Raw genomic sequence first — 21,326 nt, forward strand, 5'->3', positions numbered from 1 at the left:
GGCTCAGCCCCTCACCGGTTGCGGGGACCTAGGTGTTCGCCGGACCAGCCGGTAGTGCCGCACCGACAGCGCCGCCACCACGGTCAGCAGCAGCACCGAGGTGAGCACCCCGCCCATCTGGCTGGGCAGCTGCAGCGCGATCGAGGCGCCCTGCGCCCCGACCTGGACGTCGCCCAGCAGCAGCGCGACGGCCAGCACGCCGAACGCGGACAATCCGCCCAGCGTGGCGACGACGACGCCGGTGTAGCCGTAGCCGGCGGCCAGGCTGCCGGTCAGCTGGTGCTGCACGCCGAGCACCTGGGACGCCCCGCCGAGCCCGGCCAGCGCGCCGGAGACCAGCGCGCTGCGCCACTGCAGCAGCCCCACCCGGACGCCGGAGAACTCTGCCGCCGCCGGCGACTGCCCGGCCGCGCGCAGCCGCACGCCCAGCGGGGTGGCCCGCAGCACGACGGCGGTGACCACGACCAGCACCAGGCCGATCAGCAGCCCGGCGTGCACCCGGCTGCCGAACAGCGCGGGCAGCCCGTAGCCCTCGCCGAAGGTCGCCGAGTCCGGGAAGCCGGTCTCCGGGTTGCGCCACGGCCCGTTCAGCAGCCCCTGCAGCAGCAGCACCGCGACCGGGTTGAGCAGCAGGGTGGTCACGACCTCGTCGATGCCGGCCCGTCGGCGCAGCAACGCCGGCAGGAACGCCCACGCCACCCCACCCAGCGCGCCACCGATCAGCGCCAGCGGCAGCGCCGCGCCGGCCGGCAGGTCGGGCAGGGCGAGGGCCACCGCGGTGGTCGCCATCGCGCCGGCCAGGAACTGGCCCTCGGCGCCGATGTTGTAGTAGCCGACCCGGAAGGCGATGGCCACGGCCAGGCCGGTGAAGATCAGCGGGGTCGCCGCCAGCAGCACCTCGGCGATGCCGTTGGCAGTGGTCAGCGGGCTGATCACGTACCGCTCGAACGCCGACACCGGCGCCGCACCGGCCAGCCGGATCGGCCCGGCGGTCAGCGCCAAGGTGGCCACGATGGCGAGACCGACCGCCGCGGCGGCCAGCCAGCGGGGCTCGCGGCCGCGCAGCACGAACCTCATGCCGCGTGCTCCCTCGAGCCGGTCATCAGCACGCCCAGCGCCTCGCGGGTGGCGTCGGCCGCGGCGACCTCGCCGACCAGCCGGCCACCGGACAGGACGACGATGCGGTCGGCGATGCCGATCAGCTCGTCGAGGTCCTCGGACACCAGCAGCACCCCGCTGCCGGCGTCCCGCAGCGCGCGCAGCTGGGCGTAGACGTACTGGCAGGCGCCGACGTCCAGGCCGCGGGTGGGCTGGGAGGCGACCAGCACGGTGGGATCGCGCTCGATGGCCCGGGCCAGCAGCACCTTCTGCATGTTGCCGCCGGACAGCGACCGGATCGGGTCGCCGGGGGCGGCCCGGATGTCGAACCGCTCGATCAGCGCCTCGGCGTGCGCCCGGACCCGGCGGCGGCTGAGGAAGGGCCCGGTGCGGAACCGGTCCAGGTCCTCCAGCACCAGGTTCTGCTCCACGCTCATGCCCAGCACCACGCTGCCCCGCCGGTCCTCGGTCAGCCGGCCCAGCCCGGCGCGCAGCCGCGCGGCGACGTCCAGGCCGGTGACCTCGGTGTCGCCGACGTGCACCGTGCCGGCGGTGGGCGGGGTGGTGCCGCACAGCAGGGCGACCAGCTCGGTCTGGCCGTTGCCGGAGACCCCGGCGACGCCGACGATCTCGCCGGCGCGCACGGTCAGCGAGACGTCGTCCACCCGCGGCCGGGGGTCGCCGGCCTGGGTGAGCCCGCGGACCTGCAGGGCGGCCGGGCGGTCGCCGGTCGGCGCCGGAGCGGCCGGGGCCGACGGTGCGCCGTCCAGGCCGACGGCGGTGGCCAGGGCCTCCTCGTCGACGCGGTCGGTCAGCGCCGTCTCGACGGACGACTCTGTCGCGCCCACCATCAGCGCGGCGATCGCGACCGGGTCCAGGCCCTCGGCGGGCAGGTCGGCGACCAGCTTGCCGCGGCGCAGGATGCCGATCCGGTCGGCGAGGTCGACCACCTCGTGCAGCTTGTGCGAGATGAACACGACCGCCATGCCCTCGGCGGTCAGCCGCCGGATCGAGGCGAACAGCAGGTCGACGTCGGCCGGGACCAGCACCGCGGTGGGCTCGTCGAGCACCAGCAGCCGGCAGTCGCCGAGCAGCGCCTTGAGGATCTCCACCCGCTGCCGCTCCCCCACCGACAGCCGCTCGACGACGGCGTCCGGGTCGACCGGCACGCCCAGCCGCTCGGACGCCGCCAGCACCCGGGCGCGGGCGGCCTTGCGGTCGATGCGGCCCAGCGGGGAGCCGGCCAGCATCAGGTTCTCGGTGACCGTCATCGGGCCGACCAGGGTGAACTCCTGGGTGACCATGCCGATCCCGGCGGCGAGCGCGTCGGCCGGCGAGGTCATCGTCACCGGCTCCCCGGCGATCAGGATCTCCCCGGCGTCGGCCCGGCTGAGCCCGTAGAGGATGCGGGTCAGCGTGCTCTTGCCCGCGCCGTTCTCCCCGAGCAGGGCCAGCACCTGGCCGGCGTCGACGGACAGGTCGATCGCGTCGTTGGCCAGCAGCGACCCGAACCGCTTGGTGATGCCCCGCAGCTCGACCAGCGGGGTGGCCCGGGACGCCGACACGTCCCGGGCCACGGCCGCCGGGGTCACTCCCCGACCGTGGTGGAGCCGGCCGGCTCGTCCTCGTTCACCGGCGTCTCGAAGCTGCCGTCCATGATCGCCGCCTGCCGCTCCTCGACCGCGGCGATCAGCTCGGCGGGGATCGGAAAGGCCGTGCCGGTGTTGATCGGGGCCAGCGAGCTGCCGCCGTTCTTCATGAACGAGTACTCGGCCAGGTTCGAGGCCTCGTAGCTGCCGTCGGCGACCGCGGCCACGACCGCCTCGATCGTCGGGCGCATGTCCCAGACCAGCGAGGAGACGACGTGCTCGGGGGCCTGCTCCTGCTGGTCGACCATCATCCCGAACACCGGCAGGCCCTTCTCCTCGGCTGCGGCGATGACGCCGTCCCGCTCGGCGAACAGCACGTCGGCGCCGCCGGCGACGGCCGCCTCGGCGGCCTGCTTGGCCGTCGCGGGGTCGAAGAAGGAGTTGATGAAGGAGACGGTGACCGTCGCCGACGGGTTGGTCTCCTGCGCGCCGGCGGTGAACGCGTTGACGATCCGGTTGACCTCGGGGATGGGCATCGCGCCGACGACGCCGATGGTGCCGGTCTTGGTCAGCCCGCCGGCCAGCATCCCGGAGAGGTACGCCGGGTCCTGCAGCCAGTTGTCGAAGACGCTGAAGTTGGGGGCCTGCTCGGTGCCGCCGGAGCCGAAGGCGAACGCCGTGTCGGGGAACTCCGCGGCGACCTCGCGCACCGCCTCCTCCGCCGCGAACGCGTCGCCGATGATGATGTCCGGGTCCTCGGTGGCGATGATGTCGCGCAGCGCGCGCTCCATCTCGTCGGCGGTGCCCAGGTCGTCGACGTGCTGGTACTCGATCTCGCCGTCGTCGGCGACCGAGGTCAGCGCCGCGTGGATGGCGCCGTCCCAGGGCTCCTCCAGCGGCGTCGCGAACGCGCCGAATACCGAGATGGTGTCGTCGTCGCCCGAGGACGACGAGCTCGTGTCCTCCTCGCCGGTGGTGCCGCCGCAGGCGGCCAGCACCAGGGCGGACACCGCCAGGCCCGCGACCAGCCCCGGCCGCGCCTGGCGTCCCCGCCGCCGTCGGCCGGTGGTCTGCTCCGTGCTGGACATCGAGACCGTGCTGGACCTCGAGGACATGGGGCCCTCCCTCACTGTGGCGACCCGGGCGGTCGGCTGGCGAGGACGCTAGGCCCGCGCCGGGCCGCTCCCAAGAGACGCCGCGTCATCAACGGCCGGTTAACTGTGGACGGTCTGTACGGTGCGCGCGTGCCGTTCACCCTCCGCGACCTGCTGGCGCTGCCGGCGGTGCAGGGCGCCCGCCCGGAGCTGGCCGGGCACCGGGACGGGATCGACGACCGCGTCGTCCGCTGGGTGCACACCAGCGAGATCCAGGACATCGCGCCGCTGCTCAAGGGTGGCGAGGCGCTGCTCACCACCGGGCTCGGGCTGGTCGCGCTGCCGCCGGAGGCGCACCGGGCCTACGCCGCCGCCCTCGCCCGGGTGGGGTTGACCGCGCTGCTGCTGGAGCTGGGGCGCAGCTTCCCGACCGCACCGCCCGCGCTGCTCGACGAGGCCGCGCGGGTGGGGCTGCCGGTGGTGCTGCTGCACGGCGTGGTGCCCTTCATCGAGGTGACCGAGGCCGCTCACGCCGCGATCCTCGAGCAGGAGGTCACCGCATTGCGGGAGGTCGCCGAGCAGCGCAACCGGCTGCTGCAGGCGATGGCCGAGAGCCCCGGCGTCATCGGGCTGGTCGGCGCCTGCGCGCAGCTGAGCGGCCAGCCGGCCAGCCTGGTCACCGCCGACGGCGAGCTGGTCGCCGGGTCGGCGGACGCCGGAGCCGGAGACGGCGTGGACGTCCTGGTCGGCGGGCGGGTCTGGGGCCGGCTCGCCCTTCTCGGGCCGGCCGGCCCGCGCACCCGGGCCACGATGGAGGCGGCCGGACCGCTCGTCGCGCTGGAGGTGCAGCGGTCTCCGTCGGGCACCAGCAGCCGGCGGCTGTCCGCCGCCCAGCTGCTCACCGACCTGATCACGGGCCGGTACTCGTCGTCCGGTGACCTGGCGTCGCGGGCGCTGGGCGTCGGGTTCGTCGTCCGGCCCGGGCACGCGGTGATCGGCTGCGTGGTGCGGCCGCGATCGCACCGGTCGGCGCTGCCCGGCTGGCTGCAGACGGTGCAGGAGCGCTCGGCCCGCCACCTGCCCGCGACGATGGTGGCCGAGCGGGACGGGCACGTGCTGCTCGGCGCCGCGGTGCCCCGCGCGGGCGCGCGCCGGCTGCTGGCAGCGCTCACCGCCGACCTCAACGCCCGGCTGGGTGCGATGGGCGGGGTGCTGGTGTGCGCCGGTCCGCTGGTCGACGACGTCCCCGCGCTCGCCGGGTCGCTGCAGTCGGCGGTGGACACCTCCGACCTCGCGGTGCGGATGGCGACGGCGTCGGACCTGGTGCTGTCGGAGGACGTCGCGCTCTACCAGCTGCTGCTCACCATGGTCGACGACGCGGCGCTGGAGCGGTTCACCCTGGCGCAGCTGGGCCCGCTGCTGCAGCACGACGCCCGCACCGGCGCCGGCCTGGTGATGACCCTGGACACCCTGTTCGTCGCCGGGATGAGCAAGAGCCGGGCCGCGGACATGCTGGGCGTGCGGCGGCAGACGCTGTACGGGCGGGTCGAGCGCATCTCGCAGTTGCTGGGCGGGGTCGACCTGGAGCAGCGCGAGATCCGCACCGCGCTCGACCTGGCCCTGCTGTGCTGGCGGCTGCGGCTCAACGGCGGGCGTGCCGGAACCGACGCTGGCGCGGCGCCGCGCTGAGCCCAGCGCCTAGAGCTGTAGATGGACCCGCAGCGCCTCGTCCAACTCGCTCATCAGGTCCACGGGCACCTGGCCCAGCACAGCACCGACCCGCTCGACGGCCACCGCCCGAACCTGCTCCGCCTGGGCCTTGGAGTCGGCGGTCAGCCCTGTCCGGTCTGCCGGGAGCAGTGTCTGAAAGGCGAACACCCGTGACACGTTGCTGGTCACCGGCACGACCGTCACCACGCCGCGCCCCAGCCTCGCGGCCGTGGCGTTGGCGCGGTCGTTGCTCACCAGCACGGCCGGCCGCCGCTTGCTCGCCTCGCTGCCCCGGACGGGCTCCAGGTCGACGAGCCGGACCTCACCGCGGCGCATCGATCAGGCCGTCTCCCGCGGTGGTGTCCCATGTCGACTGCTCGCCGGAGGCTTCCCATTCCTCCCACGCCGCGGCGTAGTCCTGCTCGAGCTCGACCTGGCGGAGCAGTCGCAGCGCGTGCTGGATCACCGCGGACCGCCCCCGCAGACCGGCGGTGCGGGCGTACTCGTCGAGGAGGGCCACATCGTCGTCGGGCAAGCTGACGCTCAGCTTCATACCGGGATGCTACCTGGGGTAGCAATGCAGTAGCAACGGAGCGCCAGTCGAGGCGAGTACCCAGCCGCTCCTGTGGACAGAGCCAGCAGCGGACGGCCGATGTGCAGCAGAGTCCCCCGCCATGACGACCCTCCCGCACCCCAGCATCCCCGTCACCAGCGATGCCGAGCTCACCGAGCGCTGGCGCACCCTGCTGCACCTCGACGGTTCGCCGTCCCAGCGCCGGCTCTTCCTCGCCTGGCTCCGCACCGACGGCACGATGGTCCCGCTGTTGATCCCAGTCGAGGAGCTCCCGGTCGAACCCGACCGGGTGGCGATCGGCAATGTCCACGAGCTGCACTCCGTCGTGGCCGAGTCCGAGGGCCTCCACCCGGCCGACCTGCACCTGGCCATGTGCCTGGAGCGGCCCGGGCCCGCCACCGCCGACGACGACGCCTGGTGCGCAGCGATTGAGTCGATCGTCCGCGGACGGGACGGCATCGACTGCAGCCTGCATGTCGGTGACGGACGCATCGCCCACCTGCTGCTGCCCCGTCGGCGGTGGCCGGCCGGGTGATCGTGCTCTGCTGCCGTGGGGGCAGCAGAGCACGAGCGTGGCGAGGACGGAGGGCACGAGCCCGGTCGCCGTGCTGACGTCAGGTCACGCGGAGGTCACTTCACGGGGTCGTTACAGCGCGGACACGGGCAGCGCTCAGACGGGCCGTTGAGTGCAGGCCACCAGCGCACCCCGCGCTGGCGCCGCCCTCAGAGGAGACCCGTTGAGCCCCTCCGCCGTCCGCCGCGCGATCGCCGGCAGCGCCGTCGCCACCGTCGTCCTCTCCCTCGCCGCCTGCGGCTCCGACTCCGACTCCGCGGAGGCATCCGGGGGCAGCGGCGAGACGCAGACGGTCACCGTCGGCACGCTGCGCGGCCAGCCGCACTTCTACGCGCCGTTCCTCTACGAGGACCACGCCGTGGACGGAGTCGAGTTCGAGGTCGTCACCCTGGACAGCACCCCGGCGCTGACCGACGCGGTCTCCTCCGGCACGGTCGACTTCGCGATCACCGGCATCACCGCGACCATCTCCGGCATCTCGCAGGACCGCGACCTGACGATCGTCGCCTCCGCCGCCGACGGCGGGTCCGGCTTCATCGGCGGCGACGACATCCAGAGCGTCGCCGACCTGGCCGGCAAGAAGGTCGGCTACATCCAGGGCAGCGCGCCCGAGGTGGCGATGCGGCTGATCCTCGCCGAGAACGACGTCGACCCGAGCAGCCTCGAGCTGGTCGCCGTCCCGCCGCCGGAGATGGCCTCGGCGTTCAACAGCGGCTCGGTCGACGCGTTCTTCGGCACCGAGATCGCCGTCTCGCTGGCCACCGCCGCCGGCGGCCACGCCATCACCGACCCGTACGACACCCCGATCGGCAAGGTGAACATCGGCCTGGTCACCACCGGCTCGATGGTGACCGACGACCCGGAGCTGGTGCAGAAGGTCGTCGACACGCACGCCGCCACCACCGAGTACATGACCGACAACATCGACGAGTGGCTCCCGGAGATGGTCCAGGAGTTCGGTGGTGACCAGGCCGTCCTGGAGTCGGCGCTGGAGAACTTCTGGCTGCGCGCCGACCTGAGCGAGGAGTACCAGGGCCAGGTCGAGGCGCTCGCCGGCGCGATGGTCGACCTCGGGCTGATCGAGACCGCCCCGACCGCCGACGAGCTCGTCGACGCGTCCTTCGCCCCCGAGTCCTGATCTCCACCGGGGCGCCGGCGCGGACCGCGCCGGCGCCCCCTCCCGGGAGGAACGCCCCATGACCACCGCCACCGTCCCGGTCGAGGCCGCGACCCCCACCGCCACCGCACCTCCGCCTCGCAGAGGGCGCGGCCAGCTGCGCACCGTCCTGCTGGGCCTGCCCGTGCCGCTGCTGTTCCTGCTGCTGTGGCACGTCGGCCGGGAGAACGCCTGGGAGCTGCCCTTCGGCATCCGGATGGGCTTCCTCCCCTACCCCGCCGACGTCGCCCGCGGGCTGGCGAACTACGCGTTCGGCACCCGGGACGACGCCTTCAGCAACCTGCTCTGGGAGGACCTCCCGGCCAGCGCGCTGCGGGTGCTCTCCGGCTTCGCACTGGCCACGCTGGTCGCCGTCCCGCTCGGGGTGCTCATGGGCCGCTTCACCACCGCGCACGCCCTGTTCGACCCGATGATCAACCTGTTCCGGCCGATCCCGGCGACCGCCTGGGTGCCGCTGGTCGCGCTGCTCATCGGCTACGGCGACCAGGCCTCGATCTTCCTGATCACGCTGTCGGCGTTCTTCCCGATCGTGCTCGGCACGATCAGCGGCGCCCGGCAGGTGCCCGAGCGGCTGCTGGAGGCCGCCCGGATGCTCGGCACCTCCGGCGTCGGCACGCTGCTGCTGGTGGTGCTGCCGGCCGCGGCCCCGGCCATCGTCAACGGCATGCGGGTCGGCCTGGGGCTCTCCTGGGTGATCCTCGTGCTGAGCGAGACCACCGGCGTGCCGACCGGGCTGGGCTCGACCATCTTCCTGGCCCGCGACGTCGTCCAGACCGACCAGATCGTCGTCGGGATGATCTGCATCGCCGTCGCCGGGTTCCTCTCCGACCGGCTGCTGATGCTGGTCTTCCGCGTCCTGTTCCGCGACCGCCCGCTGATCAAGTAGGAGCCCGACCATGGAGCAGCTCACTGCTGGCCGCACGGCCGACGTCCGGATCGCCGGGCTGACCAAGACCTACGCCGGCGCCGTCACCGCGATGGCCGACGTCGACCTGACCATCGCCTCCGGTGAGTTCGTCGCCGTGGTCGGCGCGAGCGGCTGTGGGAAGAGCACGCTGCTGCGCATCCTGGCCGGCTTCGAGCGGCCCTCGGCCGGCGTCGTCGAGGTCGGTGGGACGCCGGTCACCGGGCCCGGCCCCGACCGCGGCGTCGTCTTCCAGGACTACGGCCTGTTCCCGTGGCTGTCGGTGCGGGAGAACGTCGCCTACGGCCCGGCCCGCAAGAAGCTGCCGAAAGCCGAGGTCGCCGCGGTCACCGACCGGTTCATCGCCGCGGTCGGGCTGACCCGGTTCGCCGGCAAGTACCCCTCGCAGCTGTCCGGCGGGATGCAGCAGCGGGTGGCGATCGCCCGGGTGCTGGCCAACGACCCGTCGCTGCTGCTGATGGACGAGCCGTTCGGCGCCCTCGACGCGCTCACCCGGTCGGACCTGCAAGCCGAGCTCAAGCGCATCCACGTCGACACCCGGACGACGGTCGTGTTCGTGACGCACTCGATCGAGGAGGCTGTCTTCCTGGCCGACCGGGTGGTGGTGATGACCGGCGGCGCCTCGCACGGCGTACCCGGCCACATCAGCCGCATCGTGCCGGTGGAGCTCGCCGACCGGGACGTCACCTCACCGGCGTTCAACGCGGTGAAGCGGGAGATCGCCGAGCTGGTGCACGCCGTCCCCGAGCCGGTGTGACGGCGTCCGCCATCGCTGTCCGGTCGGGGGCGCTCGCCCTCGGCCGGGCAGCCGCCGTGCTGGCGCTGTGCTCGGCGCTCGTCCACCTGCTCCTGCTGGACGGCGGGTCGCTCGGCTCGGTGACGATGGTCGCCATGGCGGCGGCCTGCCTGCCCTGCGCCTGGCACCTGTGGCGGTCGCCGACGGGCTCGGTGTGGCGGGTGACCGCCGGGGTGGACGCAGCGATGCTGGTGCTGCACGTCCAGCTGCTGGGCTCGGGCGAGCACCTGCACGGCGCCGGGCCGTCGTCGCTGATGTGGCTCGGGCTGGCGCTGGTCAGCGGGCAGCTGGTGCTCGCCGGCGCCGCCGCCCTCCGCCGTCCCTGACCCGCCCCGTGGGTGTCAGGCCGCGTGCTCGTGCTCTGCTGCCCTGGAGGCAGCAGAGCACGAGCGTCCCGCAGCCGAGGTGCCGGACCTGTGGACAACGGCAGCGAGCGACACGCGTCCTCTGCCACGGTCGGGGCATGACGACCGCACCCCCCGCCCCGACCTCGCCGGTGACCGACGACGGTGAGCTCACCCAGCGGTGGGCCGAGCTGCTGACGCCCGGCCGGCCGCAGGAGGCCACGCTGTGGCTGGCCTGGCTGCGCCCCGACGGAACCATGGTGCCCACCCTCATCCCGATCGACGAACTGGCCGAGCACGACACGTCCGCGCTCGGCAGCGGGCTCCTGACCCTGCACGACGCCATCGCCATAGCCGAGCGCTGCGACCGGGACGCTCTGCACCTGACCCTGACCCTGGAGCGACCCGGGCCGCTGGCCGAGGACCCCTCAGAGATGGACGAGGAGTGGTGCGAGCTGCTCGAGGAGGCCGTGACGCGGGGGCTCGACCAGGGGTGCAGCTTCCACGTCTCCGACGGCCGGTCGGTGCGGCAGCTGATGCCCCGGCGGTTCTGGCCACAGCCGCGCCGGTGATCAGGCGGCCGGTGGAGGGACCTCGCAGCCATCCCGGTGGCGCTCCTCGCGTCCGCAGGCTCGACCACCGCGCTGACGCTCCCCGCCGTCTCCGAGTGGGTTCTTCCGCCCCACGGGACGAGGGCGTGTGCTGTCGCACGCCGACGCATAGCGTGACGTGGACCACTGCGACCGAGGAGCAGACATGCCCGTGGGCTTCGAGATGCTGGACCCGACCGTGCAGGCCGAGGGTGCGGCGGTGCTGCTCGCCGACCGGCCCGCCGACCTCCGCGGCAAGCGCCTGGTGCTGATGGACAACGGCAAGCACAACGCCCGCGAGCTGCTGGAGGCGGTCTTCGCGATCGTCGGGCCGGAGCTGGCGCCGTCCTCGGTGACCTGGAAGACGGTGCCCGCCACCTGGCCGGCGGACGACGCGCTGCTCGACGAGATCGCCCGGGACTGCGACCTGGTCCTCGAAGCGGTCGGTGATTAGGGCAGCTGCAGCGCGGCCAGTGTGGCCGACGTCATCCTGATGGAGAAGCGCGGAATCCCTTCCGCAGCGATCTGCACCGACGCACTGACGATGAGCGCCGACGCCATGGCGATCATCCAGGGCGCACCCGACTACCGGTACGCCGTCGTCCCCCACCCGGTGAGCAGCCTGGACGCCGACGGCATCGCCGCGGTCGCGAAGCTGGCGGCACCGCAGGTGATGAACATCCTGCGCGGAGAGGCCCCGTGACCGAACAACAGACCGCCCTCACCCCCGAGGACCTCGTCGCCGCGATCGAGCAGTGCCACGAGAACGGCTGGACCGACGGCCTGCCCGTCGTCCCGCCGATCCCGAGCCTGGTCAACCGGTTCCTGGAGCACACCGACCGCTCGCCGACCGACGTCATCTGGACGATGAAGCAGGTCAAGCGCGGGTGCACCGTGCAGGCCGCCGCGATCAACGCGGCGATGGCCGGCTGCAAGCCCGAGCACTTCCCGGTCGTCCTGGCCGCGCTCGAGGCGACGGTCGACGAGGGCTGGCCGGGCCTGGGCGGGTGGCAGAGCACCACCGGTGGCGGTCCGCTGCTCATCGTCAACGGCCCGGTCCGCACCGAGCTCGGCTTCAACGCCAAGGGCAACGTGTTCGGGCCGGGCTTCCGGGCCAACGCCACGGTCGGCCGGGCGCTGCGGCTGATCATCATGAACGCCTATGGCATCCGGCCGCACGAGCTCGACCAGGCCACCCAGGGCTTCCCCGGCAAGTTCTCGATGTGCATCGCGGAGAACGAGGAGGAGAGCCCCTGGGAGTCGCTGTCGGTCACCCTCGGGCACGAGGCCGGCGTCAGCACCGTGTCGGCGCTGCACACCCGTAGCACCGAGCACGTCGACAACCGCAACGTCGGTGACGCCCGGTCGGTGCTCAACGACATCGCCGACACCTGCGGCCGGATCGGGCCGATGACCCGCCGGTTCCGCCGGGTCGGGGTGGTCATCGGGCCGGAGCACGCGCAGCTGCTGGCCAGGCAGGGATTCTCCAAGCAGGACGTCCGGGAGTACCTGGCCGAGCACAGCGGGCGGACGGCGGGCGCGCTGCGCGCCGCCGGCCGGGGTGAGTCCACGGCGGTCTTCCAGTCGCCTGGACCCGCGGCGTTCGACGAGGCGGCGGCCTCAGACCTCACCCACGTGCCGGACGACGAGCTGGTGACCGTGCTGCGCACCCCGGAGGACGTGGTCGTGGTGGTGGCCGGCGCCGCGAACGCCGGGGTCTCCACGGTCGTGCAGACGCTGGGCTTCCCGACGAAGACGATCGGGACCGCCGTCGTGCGGTCGTGACCGGCCGGGCGGAGGGGCTCATGCTCGGGTCCCCCCTCCGGGTGCTCAGGCGGTCGGCGACCAGCCCAGCGCGGGGCCGAGGTGCTGGGCCGTGTCGGTGAGGATCTGCACGTAGTCCTCGTGCTCGAAGCTGAACGGCAGCGCGAACACCACCTCGCTGACCTCGCGGAAGCCGGCGTGGGCGTACAGCCGCTCGGCGATCTGCTCCGACGTCCCGATCAGGTCGACGGCGAACATCATCCGCGCCGGGCCCTGCGGCGACGTCGTCCGCGGCGTGCGGGCGTCGACGTAGGCCTGGTACTTCTCCCGCTGGGCGTCCGACGCCGAGTCGGTCGGGATGACGACCAGCCCCTGCGACACCCGGCCGGCCGGGTTCGCTGCCTTGAACGCCTGCACCTGGGTCGCCTGCTGGGTCGCGAAGTCCTCGTCCGTGTCGGCCTTCAGCACGCTGGAGGTCAGGAAGTTCATCCCCTGCTCCCCCGCCCACTGGGCCGACTTCAGCGACGCCCCGCCGTACCAGAGCCGGTCGGCCAGGCCGGGCGCGTGCGGCTGCACCCGGTCCGACCACTCCTCGACCACGCCCTCCTTGCCGCGGAAGGACGACGCCGGTTCCCCCGCGATCAGCCGCCGCAGCCGGGCCACCCGCTCGTAGCTGAAGTCCTCGACGTCGGCGGTGTCCGGGTACAGCGCGGCCTTGACGTCGTCCCAGTGCATCGGCTGCCCGACGCTGACGCCCGGGTTCAGCCGGCCGCCGGACAGGACGTCGACCGTGGCCAGGTCCTCGGCCAGCCGCAGCGGGTTCTCCCACGCCAGCGGGGTCACCGCCGTCCCGAGCGAGATCCGCGACGTCCGCTGCGTCGCCGCGGCCAGGACGGCGACCGGCGAGCTGATCCCGTACTGCAGGTGCCGGTGCCGCAACCAGGCGCTGTCGAAGCCGAGCCGCTCGCCCAGCTCGATCACCTGCAGCGTCGACTCGTGACCCGCGCCCGGGTCGTCCCCGTCGAACAACCCGATCGTCAGGAAACCCAGCTTCTCCAGCGGCACCCCAGGCAGCGGCATGTCCTGATCATCCCCGACCCCTGAGTGCCGGCGTCGGCATGGCACGGAGGCGGGGACGGGTTGCCCAGTGGATTGCGCGCCCCCGCTCAAGAAGGAGCTGTTACTAGCCGAATAGTTATCTGGCAGATAACTTTCCAGATAGCAACATGGACGCGAGCGGGTAGGAGGGAGTCGTCATGACCGGATTGCCTGCCGCGATCACGCGTGCGCCGTTGCGGACCTTCCGTCCGCAGGACCTGGCCGACGTCTACACGCAGCCCAACGTCCAGGTGCACCGCCTCACCCGTCAGAACCTGGTGCGGAAGGCAGGACCCGGCCTCTACTACACGGTTCCTGACGACCAGGACCCCACCTGGGTGCCGACCCTGGAGGCTCTGGCCGCAGGTGTCGCCACCGCCGTCTTCGGCGAGCGCGTCCCGGTGCTCATGCACCTGACCGCGGCGCGCCTGCTGGGGGCACTACCGCGAGCCATCGGCCAGGCCTTCGTCGCGGCTCCCCGCCAGCACGCTCCCATCCGGGCCGCCGACAGGGAGGCGGCCACGATCGTCTTCGTCGCTCGCGACGTCGACAAGCTCGACGCGGCGCTCCTCCCGACCGATCTCGGCCCGGCACTGGTCACGACGGCGGAACAGACGGTGCTGGACCTGACCAAGCGTCCCGAGCTCGGGGGGATGCCGGAGGAGTGCCGGGCGGCGATCAGGGTGCTGCTCCCCCGCTGCGACGAGGACCGACTCCTCGACCTCGCCCGGGAGCAGCGCATGGTCCGGCCCCTCGACCGGCTACGCGCCGAGAACCGCTAGAGCCCACCAGGGGTTGATCCGGGTCCCCGCCGCACAGGCGCTGACCGAGGTCCGCCAGATGTGGTTGCGCGCCAGTCCCGCGGACGCCGGCTGACCTGGTCACGAGCAGCCCCGAACGTCTGAACGCGAGTGACGCACGGGACAGGTGGGGCGCCGCGGATCGATCGGCCCCGGTTCCCGGCGATCCACCCGCCCCACCTGCCGACAACAACACCGTGAGGTTCCAGAAGAGGTCGCCCGAGGTCGCCCCGACGGACGAGGGCGAGCTGCAGACCTGGTTGCAGGACCTGGTGGACGGCGAGACGACGGCCCGCCGGTTGCGCAAGCGGCTCGACGAGTCCGGCGAGCGCCCCGAGGCGACCTGCGAGGTCTGCGACGGCGCCGCCACCGGCAAGATCTACTTCGGCCTCGACGGCCACCTGCACGGCCGCCGCGTCACCGCCTGACCGGTCGCGGGAGTCAGCCCGTCCGCTGCAGCGTGAACCGGACCGTCTGCACCCGGATGGCGTCGCCGGTGAAGACGAAGGTGTCCACGCCGTCGGTCACCCGGCTGTCCTTGGCGACGGCCGACCACTCGATGAAGAGGACGTCGTCCTCGAAGACCTGCGTCGGCACGTCCCAGCTCGCGTCGGGCAGGTCGGCGAGGATCTCCTCGAACGCCTTCCGGACGCCGTCCCGGCCGCGGACGGCCCCGGCCGGGGTGATGAGCACGGCGTCCTCGGCGTAGTCGGCGACAATCCCGTCGACGTCACCGGCCATCAGGGCGCTCGCGTGGTGGGCGAAGATCTCCTGCGGGGTGCGGGTCACGGCTGCCTCCCGGCCACGGACGGCGGAGTGCCGTCGCCGCGGAAGCTAGTCCGCTCTGGCTCGTCGAGCTACGAGTTCGGCCGCCGTCAGCCGAGGCCGCGGTGCGCAGCCCACAGCTCCCCAGCCCGACCAGCCGCCGCGGACACCAGAGCCGCCAGCTCCGGACGGTCCGGCACCGGGAACGAGACATACGTGCCCCGCCCGCCCGCGGTCGGCCGCCCGTAGGCCTTCGCCGCCAGGTGCCCGTCCGGCAGCAGCCGCACGTTGAGCGTGCTCAGCAGGAACTCCTCGCCGCGCCGGACGTCGGTCCAGCGCAGCTCCGCCGGCACCGTCACGTTGATCGCCAGCGCGGTCACCTCCACGGGACTGCTCATGCCGTCAGCGTGGCACCGCACGACGACGACATCACCAGGGCGTAGGGACGCGCCGCCTGCGCCTCCGCACCGCGATCCCCGGGCGCCACAGGTCGCTGCGCCCGCGGAACGGTGGGCCACCCGCTCGACAACCTCTGATGTCGCTGGCTGGAGCCCGCCTTGGCCGAACACCGAGCACGTTCCCTGACCACCCGCGCCCTGCTCGCCGCGCTGCTCGCCCTCACGGGCCTCGTGGCCCCGCTGGCCGGGACCGCCGCCGCGCACCCCGCGCCGTCCACCGGCGTCGCCGCGCAGCTGCGCGCCGACCTCGACGCCTACCTGCAGGAGCGCGGCGCGGCGGAGCACGTCTCCGCCGCCGGCGTCAGCGTCAGCCTGCCCGGCCGCCGGTCGACGATCGACGTGACCACCGGGACGACGACCTTCGGCGGCTCCGTGCCCGTGCGAGCGGACGCGGTGTGGCAGATCGGCAGCAACACCAAGGCGTTCACCGCCGTGCTGGTGCTGCAGCTGGAGGCGCAGCACCGGCTGTCCATCGACGACACCCTTGGGCAGTGGCTGCCGCAGTACCCGCAGTGGCGGGACGTGACCATCCGGCGGCTGCTCAGCATGACCAGCGGCATCCCGACCTACGACGACCAGCCGGCCTGGTACGCCGACTACGCCGCCGACCCGCACCGCTCCTTCTCCCCGGAGCAGCTGGTCGGCTACGTGGTCGACGCCCCGGCGACGTCGGGCTACAGCTACTCGAACACGAACTACGTCCTCGCCGAGATGATCATCGAGCGGGCGGCCGGGCGCAGCTACGCCGAGCAGCTGTACCGCCGCATCATCGAGCCGCTGGGCCTGCGGGACCTGCACTACCGCCCCGACGTCTACCCGGCGTGGGTGACCGACCGCGAACCCGCCGGCTACCTCTTCAACCCCGACTTCCCGCTGCCGGGGCTGCTGGGCCAGGACGTCAGCCGGGACACGCTGTCCTGGGCGCGCTCCGCCGGCGCCATCATCAGCACCACCAGCGACATGACCCGGTGGGAACGCGCGCTCTACAGCGGCCGGCTGCTGCCTCCGCAGCAGCAGGCCGAGCTGGAGAGCCTCGTCTCGACGACGACCGGCCAGCCCATCGCCAGCACGTCGGCGACCGACCCGCAGGGGTTCGGCCTGGGCATCGCCCAGCTCTCGACCCCGCAGCTCGGCACGTTCTGGTTCTACGAGGGTCAGACGCTCGGCTTCCGCGCCGTGCACGCCTTCTTCCCGGAGTCGGGGCTGATCATCGCCTTCGCCCTGAACAGCTCCGTCGAGGGCTCGAACGACCAGATCGGGCCGCTCATGCAGACGTTGTACGAGACGGTGGAGGCGGCGGGGTTAATCCCGGGAGCTTGACCGGCTCAGGCGGCCCGTCGCCGTCCGTCAGGCCGGTACGCCGGTCACGGTGAGCGCGTCGTGCAGCCGGCGCATGCCCAGCAGCATCCGGGTCTTGACCGTGCCGAGCGGCGTGCCGGTCCGGGCCGCGATCTCGGTCTGCGTGGACCCGCCCCAGTAGGCCAGCACGAGCGCTTCGCGCTGGGGGGCCGGCAGCGCGTCCAGCGCCGTGCGCACCCGGGCGTCGGCCAGCCGGTCGGCCACCACCTCGGCGACGTCCGTCCCGATCGCGTGCCCGTCCCGCACGGCCAGCGCGGCGGACCTCCGGCGGTGCGACGCCTCGTGCCGGACGGCGTCCACCGCCTTGTGGTGCACCAGGGCCAGGAACCAGGTGCCGAACGACCCCCGGCCGGCCTGGTACGCGCCGGGGTGGCGCCAGTAGGCGACGAACGCCTCCTGGACGACCTCCTCGGCCAGCCGGTCGTCGACGACGATGCGCCGGGCGAGGGAGAGGGCGGGCCGCGTCCAGCGGTCGAGGAGCTCGGCGATCGAGTCCTCCGGGATGCGGCCCTGGGCTGGACCGGCGGCGGTTGTCACCTCAGGTGGATGCCGCACAACCAGATCGCGCAAACTGCTCTCCCCCGGAGGGGTGAACGCCGACCGGCCCCGACCCGGGCGGGATGCCAGGGTCGGGGCCGGTGCGGTCCGGGGTGGGTCAGCGGTCGCGGGTCTCCACCGGGGTGAAGAGCTCGGCAGCCGGGCGCGGGGCCGGCAGCGGCCACGGCCGGACGGCGGACGGGGCGGTCATGAGCGCCTCGAGCTCACCGGTGTCCAGCGTGGGCTCGGCGACCTCGGTGGCCGAGGGGACCGGCCGGTCGGCGCCGACGACGTTGCGCAGGACCCGGGTGAACCGGCCCCGACGGGCCTGCCGGCGGGCCTCCCGGCGCTCGGCCTCCTCGCGGGCGGCGATCTCCCGGTCCAGGATCTCCCGGGCCATCCGGTCGGTCTCGGCGGCGACCACCAGGTCGGCGCGGGCCTGGACCGCGCGCTGGCGTCCCTCGCGGCGGATCTTCTCCGCCTCGACGTCCTCCTCGTCGCGCAGCTTCTCCAGCACCTCGTAGGCGTTGGGCTCACCGAAGTTGAGCAGCGTCTTCATCAGCACCGGCAGCAGCTCCACCGACAGGAAGAGCAGGAACAGCATCACGTGCGCGGTGCCGGCCGCCGGCCGGTCCTCGGCGAGCCGGTCCATCGCCTCCAGCCGGGCGAGCAGGCCGTCGGCCTGGGAGTTCTGCGCGGCGAACGCGTCCTGCTCGGCGGTGCGCAGCGCGGTCAGCCGGGCCAGCTCGGCCTGGTCGGTGGCGAGGTCGGCCTGCGCCATCGCGACGCTGCGGGCGCCGTTGCTGGCGGCGTCCGCGCCGGCCGTCGTCCGGGCGGCGAGGAGCGCGGCGTCGGCGGCGTCCAGCTCGTCCTTGGCGGCGTCCCGGACGGTGGCCTGCTGCGCGGCGGCCGCGGCGGCGGAGACGTAGGCGTCGCCCTCGCCGGGGTCGCCGGAGCCGCAGGTGCCGTCGAGCTCGCACTGCGCCTTCGCCTGCAGCTGGCCGTAGCTGGCCAGCGCGGCGTCGTAGGCCTGCTGCTTGGCGTCCCGGTCGGCCTGCGCCGCGGTGACCCGCGGGTCGGCATTCGAGTCGGTCTGCCCGCCGCCGGCCAGCACGGCCTGCTCCTCGGCGATCTTCTGCTGCAGGTCGGGGATCTGCGCGTACCGGGCGTCGGCGTCCAGCTCGGCGGTGAACCGGTCGGCCGCCTCGGCCTGCAGCGTCACGATCGTCGCGTCGATCTCCTTGTTGAACACCTGCAGCGTCAGCGGCATCGAGATGACCGTGCCGAGCAGCACGCCCAGCGCGATCCGCGGCACCGCCATCGCGACGTTGCGGAACACCGAGGCGTCGTGGCCCATACCGACCAGCAGCATCCGGTCCAGGTTGACGATCACCAGGCCCCAACCGAGGCCGATCACGCTGGCCAGCAGCCACGGCGCACCGAGGGCCATGTGCACGGCGAAGGCCGCGGACACCGCCGCCAGCCCACCCGTGCTGAGCAGCACACCACCGAGCGCCACGTACTTGGCGCGTGAGCCCGGGGCGACCGAGAGCACGTCCAGCCGTGCTCCGGCGAGCACGGCCAGGCGGTCACCGACGGATCTGTTGCGGGCCCTCATGCAGACGACGTCCTCTCCCAGGTCTGTTCAGATCCGGTATCGGTCGTCCAGCCCCGGATCGGTACCCCCTGGCGCCGCCCGTCGCCGACGTCACGCCCCCTTCGCGCCAAAGGCGCGCTCTCGGTGGGAGTACGTCCCGCCGAGAGCGCGCCTTCGGTGGTCGTCAGACGCCGAGGTGGGCGAGGGCCTGCAGCAGGAGGGTGCTCTGACCGTTGGCGAGCTCGGCGAGCACCGCCGGGTCCCGGACGTCGTCCGGGGAGAACCAGGTGAGCTCGAGCGCGTCCTGCTGGGGAGCGCAGTCGCCCTCGACCGGGACGACGTAGGCCAGCGACACCGCGTGCTGGCGCGGGTCGTGGAACGGCGTCACGCCCGGGGTCGGGAAGTACTCGGCGATGGTGAACGGCTGCGGCGCCGACGGGACCCGGGGCAGCGCGAGCGGGCCGAGGTCCTTCTCCAGGTGCCGGAGCAGCGCCGAGCGGACCCGCTCGTGGTAGAGCACCCGGCCGGACACCAGCGCCCGCTTGACCTGGCCGTCCTGCCCGATCCGCAGCAGCAGGCCGACGGAGGTGACGACGCCGTGGTCGTCCACCCGCACCGGGACGGCGTCGACGTAGAGGATCGGCAGCCGCTCGCGGGCGGCGTCCATCTCCTCACGGGAGAGCCAGCCGGCATCGGACACGTTCACGTCGGTCATGCCCACTGTCTAGCCGACGGCAGCCGGAGTCTCACGACGAGAACGGGGTGGAACTCCTCACCTCTGGTACTTGAATCTTCATGCACAAGGCGTAGGGTCCTGCCATGGCCGCGCACCCGTTCAGCACGCACCTGCAGCGCCACGCCCAGCTCGAGGCCGTCGCGCCCCAGCAGGTCTGGACGCCGGAGGACGGCGCGCTGCCGAGCCTGTACCTCAGCCACGGCGCCCCGCCGACCTTCGAGGACGCCGCCTGGATGACCGAGCTGCACACCTGGGCGCGGTCGCTGCCCAAGCCGCGGGCGATCCTGATCGTCAGCGCGCACTGGGAGTCCGCGCCGCTGTCGATCAGCAGCACCCAGGCCGGCACCGAGCTGGTCTACGACTTCGGCGGCTTCGCGCCGGTGTACTACCGGATGCGCTACGACACCCCGCCGGCCACGGACCTCGCGCGGCTGGTCATGTCGGTGCTGCCGGACGGCGAGGAGCTGCACGAGCACCGCAGCCGCGGCCTGGACCACGGCGCGTGGGTGCCGCTGAAGGTGATGTACCCCGACGCCGACGTCCCGGTGCTGCAGCTGTCCATGCCGACCCACGACGCCTCGATGCTGCTCGACCTCGGCCGGCGGCTGCGCACCCTGCGCGAGCACGGCGTGCTGGTCATCGGCAGCGGGTTCATGACCCACGGGCTGCCGTTCCTGACCCGGGAGATGTTCACCGGCAACGTCGTCCCCGAGTGGTCGCGGGACTTCGACGCCTGGGCCGCCGACGCGCTCTCTCGCGGGGACGTCGACGAGCTCGCCCGCTTCCGGTCGGCAGCCCCCGGCATGCCCTACGCGCACCCGACGGTCGAGCACTTCACGCCGCTGTTCGTCACCCTTGGTGCGGCCAGCGACCCCGAGGCGCCGGTCGCCACCGCGATCAACGGCTACTCGATGGGGCTGTCGAAGCGCTCGTTCCAGGCCGCCTGACCCGCGGCCCTGTACAGCCGTCGCCACAGGTGGCTACTCTCGATGCCCAGAAGTGGCGACAATCGAGGACGTGGTCATGCCTGCCATCGGGATCAAGCAGCTGCGTGACGGGCTGAGCCGGCACCTCGCCGCCGTCCGGGCAGGCACGACCGTCACTGTCACTGATCACGGGCGACCCATCGCCCGGATCGTGCCGGTCGACGCGTCCACCGTCCTCGACGAGCTGATCGCGGAAGGCGTCGTCCGGCCTGCGGCGCAGCCGGTCCGCTCCCGACCGCAGCCCGTGCGCGCCACGGGCCCGGTCACCGAGCTGGTCGCCGACGAGCGAGGATGATCGCTTACTTCGACACGTCCGCGGTCATCCCTCTCCTGGTGGACGACGAACCGGGCGGGCCCATCTGCCGGCGGACCTGGGACTCCGCGGCCACCCTGGTGACGACCAGGCTGACGTACGTCGAGGCCGCCGCGGCGCTGGCCCGCGCGGCTCGGTTGGGCCGCCTGGGACCCGAGGAGCACGACGCGAGCATCCGAGGGCTCGATCAGCTGTGGCCCCAGTTCGACCTCCTCGATGTCGACGACGACCTGGTGAGCTCGGCAGCCGAGCTGGCTCGGCGGCACGCGCTCCGCGGGTTCGATGCCGTCCACTGCGCCGCCGCCGCACGTCTCGCCGACCCGTTGACCGTCGCGCTGTCGGGTGACCACGCCCTCGTCACCGCCTGGTCGGCCGAGGGGCTGGCGACGATCACCACCTCCTGACCGCATCCGCCGAGGACGCACCTCCGGCGCTGGTTAGG

At 73.2% G+C, this 21,326-nt stretch carries 25 protein-coding genes and 1 pseudogene; 15 read left to right on the top strand and 11 right to left on the bottom strand.

The window, feature by feature from the left end:
* Positions 1 to 3: 3 nt before the first annotated feature.
* Genes MODMU_RS19605 through MODMU_RS19615 form a run of 3 tightly spaced genes read right to left on the bottom strand, consistent with a single transcriptional unit; the run spans position 4 to position 3,802 of the window.
* On the bottom strand, positions 4 to 1,077 hold the full coding sequence (locus MODMU_RS19605; RefSeq protein ID WP_014742118.1) for an ABC transporter permease: 1,074 nt from the start codon (positions 1,075 to 1,077) through the stop codon (positions 4 to 6).
* A complete protein-coding gene (locus MODMU_RS19610) occupies positions 1,074 to 2,690 on the bottom strand; it encodes an ABC transporter ATP-binding protein (RefSeq protein WP_014742119.1) in 1,617 nt (538 codons plus the stop codon). Before MODMU_RS19610 ends, MODMU_RS19605 begins: the two co-directional genes overlap by 4 nt.
* On the bottom strand, positions 2,687 to 3,802 hold the full coding sequence (locus tag MODMU_RS19615) for a BMP family protein (protein WP_014742120.1): 1,116 nt from the start codon (positions 3,800 to 3,802) through the stop codon (positions 2,687 to 2,689). Before MODMU_RS19615 ends, MODMU_RS19610 begins: the two co-directional genes overlap by 4 nt.
* Positions 3,803 to 3,931: 129 nt before the next feature.
* Here MODMU_RS19615 and MODMU_RS19620 point away from each other — a divergent pair, with 129 nt between their 5' ends.
* Positions 3,932 to 5,470 carry a PucR family transcriptional regulator gene (locus MODMU_RS19620; protein ID WP_014742122.1) on the top strand — a complete coding sequence of 513 codons (1,539 nt, stop codon included), beginning with the start codon at positions 3,932 to 3,934 and terminating at the stop codon, positions 5,468 to 5,470.
* Positions 5,471 to 5,479: 9 nt separating this feature from the next.
* Here the strand turns inward: MODMU_RS19620 and MODMU_RS19625 are convergent, their stop codons facing one another.
* Both MODMU_RS19625 and MODMU_RS19630 read right to left on the bottom strand, forming a co-directional pair.
* Positions 5,480 to 5,827: a type II toxin-antitoxin system PemK/MazF family toxin gene (locus tag MODMU_RS19625; RefSeq protein ID WP_014742123.1), complete on the bottom strand. Its 348-nt coding sequence runs from the start codon at positions 5,825 to 5,827 to the stop codon at positions 5,480 to 5,482.
* Positions 5,814 to 6,044, bottom strand: coding sequence for a ribbon-helix-helix domain-containing protein (locus tag MODMU_RS19630; RefSeq protein WP_014742124.1), 231 nt, complete (start codon positions 6,042 to 6,044; stop codon positions 5,814 to 5,816). The genes MODMU_RS19625 and MODMU_RS19630 overlap by 14 nt, the downstream gene beginning before the upstream one ends.
* 121 nt (positions 6,045 to 6,165) lie before the next feature.
* Here MODMU_RS19630 and MODMU_RS19635 point away from each other — a divergent pair, with 121 nt between their 5' ends.
* The 8 genes and pseudogenes from MODMU_RS19635 to MODMU_RS19670 all read left to right on the top strand — a co-directional run bounded on the left by MODMU_RS19635 (position 6,166) and on the right by MODMU_RS19670 (position 12,256).
* Positions 6,166 to 6,600, top strand: a complete 435-nt coding sequence (locus MODMU_RS19635) for a hypothetical protein (RefSeq protein WP_014742125.1) — start codon at positions 6,166 to 6,168, stop codon at positions 6,598 to 6,600.
* Between the two features lie 202 nt (positions 6,601 to 6,802).
* The gene (locus MODMU_RS19640; protein WP_014742126.1) at positions 6,803 to 7,777 is read left to right on the top strand and encodes an ABC transporter substrate-binding protein; all 975 of its coding nucleotides are present in this window, start codon (positions 6,803 to 6,805) and stop codon (positions 7,775 to 7,777) included.
* A 58-nt stretch (positions 7,778 to 7,835) separates the two neighbouring features.
* The gene (locus MODMU_RS19645) at positions 7,836 to 8,702 is read left to right on the top strand and encodes an ABC transporter permease (RefSeq protein WP_014742127.1); all 867 of its coding nucleotides are present in this window, start codon (positions 7,836 to 7,838) and stop codon (positions 8,700 to 8,702) included.
* 10 nt (positions 8,703 to 8,712) lie between these two features.
* Positions 8,713 to 9,498 (top strand): ABC transporter ATP-binding protein, encoded by a 786-nt coding sequence (locus tag MODMU_RS19650; protein ID WP_014742128.1) that lies wholly within the window; start codon positions 8,713 to 8,715, stop codon positions 9,496 to 9,498.
* Positions 9,495 to 9,863, top strand: coding sequence for a hypothetical protein (locus MODMU_RS19655; RefSeq protein ID WP_051144040.1), 369 nt, complete (start codon positions 9,495 to 9,497; stop codon positions 9,861 to 9,863). Before MODMU_RS19650 ends, MODMU_RS19655 begins: the two co-directional genes overlap by 4 nt.
* 137 nt (positions 9,864 to 10,000) lie before the next feature.
* Positions 10,001 to 10,453, top strand: coding sequence for a hypothetical protein (locus MODMU_RS19660; protein ID WP_014742130.1), 453 nt, complete (start codon positions 10,001 to 10,003; stop codon positions 10,451 to 10,453).
* A 202-nt stretch (positions 10,454 to 10,655) separates the two neighbouring features.
* Positions 10,656 to 11,174: pseudogene (locus MODMU_RS30380) on the top strand (UGSC family (seleno)protein).
* The gene (locus tag MODMU_RS19670) at positions 11,171 to 12,256 is read left to right on the top strand and encodes a hypothetical protein (RefSeq protein WP_014742133.1); all 1,086 of its coding nucleotides are present in this window, start codon (positions 11,171 to 11,173) and stop codon (positions 12,254 to 12,256) included. The pseudogene MODMU_RS30380 and the gene MODMU_RS19670 overlap by 4 nt, the downstream one beginning before the upstream one ends.
* A gap of 45 nt (positions 12,257 to 12,301) precedes the next feature.
* Here MODMU_RS19670 and MODMU_RS19675 read toward each other — a convergent pair whose 3' ends face one another.
* Complete coding sequence (locus MODMU_RS19675; RefSeq protein ID WP_014742134.1) at positions 12,302 to 13,315, bottom strand: LLM class flavin-dependent oxidoreductase; 1,014 nt, start codon at positions 13,313 to 13,315, stop codon at positions 12,302 to 12,304.
* Between the two features lie 176 nt (positions 13,316 to 13,491).
* Between MODMU_RS19675 and MODMU_RS19680 the strand changes: the two genes are divergently transcribed.
* Both MODMU_RS19680 and MODMU_RS19685 read left to right on the top strand, forming a co-directional pair.
* Positions 13,492 to 14,115, top strand: a complete 624-nt coding sequence (locus tag MODMU_RS19680; protein ID WP_014742135.1) for a type IV toxin-antitoxin system AbiEi family antitoxin domain-containing protein — start codon at positions 13,492 to 13,494, stop codon at positions 14,113 to 14,115.
* A 215-nt stretch (positions 14,116 to 14,330) separates the two neighbouring features.
* Positions 14,331 to 14,561, top strand: coding sequence for a hypothetical protein (locus MODMU_RS19685; protein WP_014742136.1), 231 nt, complete (start codon positions 14,331 to 14,333; stop codon positions 14,559 to 14,561).
* A gap of 13 nt (positions 14,562 to 14,574) precedes the next feature.
* Here MODMU_RS19685 and MODMU_RS19690 read toward each other — a convergent pair whose 3' ends face one another.
* On the bottom strand, positions 14,575 to 14,922 hold the full coding sequence (locus MODMU_RS19690) for a nuclear transport factor 2 family protein (RefSeq protein WP_014742137.1): 348 nt from the start codon (positions 14,920 to 14,922) through the stop codon (positions 14,575 to 14,577).
* An 86-nt stretch (positions 14,923 to 15,008) separates the two neighbouring features.
* Positions 15,009 to 15,296, bottom strand: coding sequence for a hypothetical protein (locus MODMU_RS19695; RefSeq protein WP_041795477.1), 288 nt, complete (start codon positions 15,294 to 15,296; stop codon positions 15,009 to 15,011).
* Positions 15,297 to 15,455: 159 nt separating this feature from the next.
* On the opposite strand from MODMU_RS19695, the gene MODMU_RS19700 reads away from it, so the two are divergent.
* The gene (locus MODMU_RS19700; RefSeq protein ID WP_014742139.1) at positions 15,456 to 16,676 is read left to right on the top strand and encodes a serine hydrolase domain-containing protein; all 1,221 of its coding nucleotides are present in this window, start codon (positions 15,456 to 15,458) and stop codon (positions 16,674 to 16,676) included.
* A 27-nt stretch (positions 16,677 to 16,703) separates the two neighbouring features.
* Here the strand turns inward: MODMU_RS19700 and MODMU_RS19705 are convergent, their stop codons facing one another.
* The 3 genes from MODMU_RS19705 to MODMU_RS19715 all read right to left on the bottom strand — a co-directional run bounded on the left by MODMU_RS19705 (position 16,704) and on the right by MODMU_RS19715 (position 19,564).
* Positions 16,704 to 17,252 (bottom strand): sigma-70 family RNA polymerase sigma factor, encoded by a 549-nt coding sequence (locus MODMU_RS19705; RefSeq protein ID WP_051144041.1) that lies wholly within the window; start codon positions 17,250 to 17,252, stop codon positions 16,704 to 16,706.
* Between the two features lie 118 nt (positions 17,253 to 17,370).
* A complete protein-coding gene (locus MODMU_RS19710; RefSeq protein ID WP_014742141.1) occupies positions 17,371 to 18,870 on the bottom strand; it encodes a DUF4407 domain-containing protein in 1,500 nt (499 codons plus the stop codon).
* A 163-nt stretch (positions 18,871 to 19,033) separates the two neighbouring features.
* On the bottom strand, positions 19,034 to 19,564 hold the full coding sequence (locus MODMU_RS19715; protein ID WP_014742142.1) for an NUDIX hydrolase family protein: 531 nt from the start codon (positions 19,562 to 19,564) through the stop codon (positions 19,034 to 19,036).
* A 104-nt stretch (positions 19,565 to 19,668) separates the two neighbouring features.
* Here MODMU_RS19715 and MODMU_RS19720 point away from each other — a divergent pair, with 104 nt between their 5' ends.
* From MODMU_RS19720 to MODMU_RS19730, 3 genes are all read left to right on the top strand, one after another.
* Entirely contained in the window at positions 19,669 to 20,532 is an 864-nt protein-coding gene (locus tag MODMU_RS19720; RefSeq protein ID WP_014742143.1) for a dioxygenase family protein, read from the top strand.
* 76 nt (positions 20,533 to 20,608) lie between these two features.
* On the top strand, positions 20,609 to 20,866 hold the full coding sequence (locus tag MODMU_RS19725) for a type II toxin-antitoxin system Phd/YefM family antitoxin (RefSeq protein WP_041795478.1): 258 nt from the start codon (positions 20,609 to 20,611) through the stop codon (positions 20,864 to 20,866).
* Positions 20,863 to 21,288 carry a type II toxin-antitoxin system VapC family toxin gene (locus MODMU_RS19730; RefSeq protein WP_014742145.1) on the top strand — a complete coding sequence of 142 codons (426 nt, stop codon included), beginning with the start codon at positions 20,863 to 20,865 and terminating at the stop codon, positions 21,286 to 21,288. Before MODMU_RS19725 ends, MODMU_RS19730 begins: the two co-directional genes overlap by 4 nt.
* Positions 21,289 to 21,326: the final 38 nt, after the last annotated feature.

The organism is Modestobacter italicus, from assembly GCF_000306785.1.
Classification (GTDB): domain Bacteria; phylum Actinomycetota; class Actinomycetes; order Mycobacteriales; family Geodermatophilaceae; genus Modestobacter; species Modestobacter italicus.

Bases quoted from the DNA above. Each gene is read 5' to 3' on its own strand.
- MODMU_RS19605 (WP_014742118.1), bottom strand. From the start codon at position 1,077: ATGAGGTTCGTGCTGCGCGGCCGCGAGCCCCGCTGGCTGGCCGCCGCG.
- MODMU_RS19615 (WP_014742120.1), bottom strand. From the start codon at position 3,802: ATGTCCTCGAGGTCCAGCACGGTCTCGATGTCCAGCACGGAGCAGACC.
- MODMU_RS19625 (WP_014742123.1), bottom strand. From the start codon at position 5,827: ATGCGCCGCGGTGAGGTCCGGCTCGTCGACCTGGAGCCCGTCCGGGGC.
- MODMU_RS19630 (WP_014742124.1), bottom strand. From the start codon at position 6,044: ATGAAGCTGAGCGTCAGCTTGCCCGACGACGATGTGGCCCTCCTCGAC.
- MODMU_RS19635 (WP_014742125.1), top strand. From the start codon at position 6,166: ATGACGACCCTCCCGCACCCCAGCATCCCCGTCACCAGCGATGCCGAG.
- MODMU_RS19645 (WP_014742127.1), top strand. From the start codon at position 7,836: ATGACCACCGCCACCGTCCCGGTCGAGGCCGCGACCCCCACCGCCACC.
- MODMU_RS19650 (WP_014742128.1), top strand. From the start codon at position 8,713: ATGGAGCAGCTCACTGCTGGCCGCACGGCCGACGTCCGGATCGCCGGG.
- MODMU_RS19660 (WP_014742130.1), top strand. From the start codon at position 10,001: ATGACGACCGCACCCCCCGCCCCGACCTCGCCGGTGACCGACGACGGT.
- MODMU_RS19675 (WP_014742134.1), bottom strand. From the start codon at position 13,315: ATGCCGCTGCCTGGGGTGCCGCTGGAGAAGCTGGGTTTCCTGACGATC.
- MODMU_RS19680 (WP_014742135.1), top strand. From the start codon at position 13,492: ATGACCGGATTGCCTGCCGCGATCACGCGTGCGCCGTTGCGGACCTTC.
- MODMU_RS19695 (WP_041795477.1), bottom strand. From the start codon at position 15,296: ATGAGCAGTCCCGTGGAGGTGACCGCGCTGGCGATCAACGTGACGGTG.
- MODMU_RS19710 (WP_014742141.1), bottom strand. From the start codon at position 18,870: ATGAGGGCCCGCAACAGATCCGTCGGTGACCGCCTGGCCGTGCTCGCC.
- MODMU_RS19715 (WP_014742142.1), bottom strand. From the start codon at position 19,564: ATGACCGACGTGAACGTGTCCGATGCCGGCTGGCTCTCCCGTGAGGAG.
- MODMU_RS19720 (WP_014742143.1), top strand. From the start codon at position 19,669: ATGGCCGCGCACCCGTTCAGCACGCACCTGCAGCGCCACGCCCAGCTC.
- MODMU_RS19725 (WP_041795478.1), top strand. From the start codon at position 20,609: ATGCCTGCCATCGGGATCAAGCAGCTGCGTGACGGGCTGAGCCGGCAC.
- MODMU_RS19730 (WP_014742145.1), top strand. From the start codon at position 20,863: ATGATCGCTTACTTCGACACGTCCGCGGTCATCCCTCTCCTGGTGGAC.